Consider the following 2,027-nt stretch of genomic DNA (forward strand, 5'->3'; position numbering starts at 1 on the left):
TGCCCCCGCTCCCCGCCGACCGGGCGGCCCTGGCCGCCGGACCGGACGGCGCCCGCTACCTGCTGCTGCACGACACCAAGTACCCCGTTCCCGCGGCCTCCGCGCTGGTCGCCCTCGGCCTGGACGACCGGCCCGCCGTCGCCGCACCCGCCGATTGGCTCGCCGCGATGCCCACCGGGACGCCCCTCGCACCCAGCCCGTCGCCCGGCGCCGGGACCCCGGCCGGCACCGTCGCCGGCCAGGCCGCGGTGACCGGCCAGCTGTTCCGCACCGGCACCGGCACCGACGCCCACCACTACCTGCAACGGGCCGACGGCCTCGCCCCCGTGGGCGCGACCGAGTACGCCCTGCTCGCGGCGGCGCCCGGCGCGCCCGCCCCGCGGACCGTCACCCAGGCGGACGTCGCGGCGGCCCCGGTCTCCGCCGACCGCGGCCTGCTCACCCGGCTGCCCGAGGTCGTCGGCCTGCGCGCCCCCGCCGCCGGGGCGCTCTGCCTGCGCACCGGCCCCGGCGAGGGCGTGCGACTCGTCCTCGGCCCGGCCACCGACCGGCCCGTCGTCATGCCGCCCGGCACCGGCGCGCTCGCCACCGCCCCGGGCGGCGGTCAGCCCTACCTGCTCACCGAGCAGGGCGCGCGCTACCCCGTCGCCGACGCGGACGCCGCCCGCGCACTCGGTCTCGGCGACCCGCGCCGCGTGCTCGTCCTGCCCGCCGACGTCCTCGCGCTGCTGCCCGAGGGGCCCGCCCTCAGCCGCGCCGCGGCACGACGGTGACGGGGGAACGACCGTGAGACTGCGCCTGCGCACCACCGAGGGCGGCGCCCTCGTCGTCCATCCCAGGGGCGAACCCGACCGCCGGGCCGTGGAGTTCGCCCGTGGCCTCGCCCCCGACGACCGGCACACCCTGGTCGTGGTCGACCTGCCCGCCGGGGCCGTCGACCGCGAGTGGCAGGCGGTGGCCCGCCTGCTGGCCCCCGCGCGCCACCGCAGCCTGCGCCTGGTCTTCGGCCGCGGCGACCGCGAGGCGATCCGCCGGGCCGCGGCCCGGATCGCCGAACGGCTCGGCCGCGAGGTGCTCGCGCCCGACGGCGAGCCGACGCCGACGATCAGCGGCGGCCTGTTCGTCCCCGCGGACCGGGGCGAGGGGTGGCTGCGGTTCGGCCCCGGACGCCGGGCGGAGCGGGACTCGCAGCGCTTCCCCAAGCCGGCCTGGGAGTTCACCAGCCCGGTGCGGCCGCAACCGCTCGGGCCGGACGCCGTCGCCGAACCGCTGCCGAGCGGGGTCTGGGTGCGCAGCACGCGCGAGGAGCCCCCGGCCGCCGACCGCCGGCACCTGGTCGAGGCGGTCCCGGCCGACGTCGACCTGCTGCTCGTCGTGGTCGGCAGCCCCGGCGCCCCCGCGGTCGCCCCGGACGCGGTGGCGCGGTTCTGGGGCACGGTACTGCCCAGCGTCCGGCCGGCCGTCAGGTTCGTGCTGCACGGCACCCTGGAGACGCCCGGGACGGCCGAGCCCGGGCAGGTGCTCGCCGACGCGCTGGGTCACCGGGTGGTCCGTTACCCGGCGCTGCCGGTCGTGGTGCCCGGCCCGGCCGGCGTGCTCGGTGCGCCAGGGTACGGGCAGGACCGGCAGGCGATGGTGCACGTCCCTGCGCAGGCCCAGGCGTCGACCCTGGCTCAGGCGCCCGCGCCGGCCCAGGTGCCGGGCCAGGCGTCGGCGCACGCGCAGGCCGATGCGGCCGGCGACGTGAAGCCGTCGGCCGCGGTGGCTTCGGTGGTGGGGGCCGTGCCCGAGCAGACCGCGGCCGCGCCCGTCGCGCCCGCTCCGGTTGTACCCGGGCCCGCGCCCGCTGCCGTCGAGCCCGCCGCAGCACGGCCGGGAGCGGCCGCCCCCGACGTGCCGGGCCCGACGGGGCCTGCCGCGACGAGGCCCGCCCCGGCAGCCGTGCCGGGCTTCCGGCTGGAGTCCGGCGGCCCGCCGCCCCCGCCCGCACCGGAGCCCGCCTCCGCGCCGCCGCCCCCACCCCACCC

At 81.0% G+C, this 2,027-nt stretch carries 1 protein-coding gene and 1 pseudogene; both read left to right on the top strand.

Annotated features, from left to right (window positions below):
• On the top strand, positions 1-773 hold a 773-nt coding region (locus C2142_RS41090; RefSeq protein WP_241003019.1), incomplete at its 5' end, for a type VII secretion protein EccB.
• A gap of 13 nt (positions 774-786) precedes the next feature.
• Positions 787-2,027 (top strand): annotated as a pseudogene (locus C2142_RS36400) (hypothetical protein); the annotation flags it as partial.

Source organism: Streptomyces sp. CB01881, from assembly GCF_002953255.1.
Classification (GTDB): domain Bacteria; phylum Actinomycetota; class Actinomycetes; order Streptomycetales; family Streptomycetaceae; genus Kitasatospora.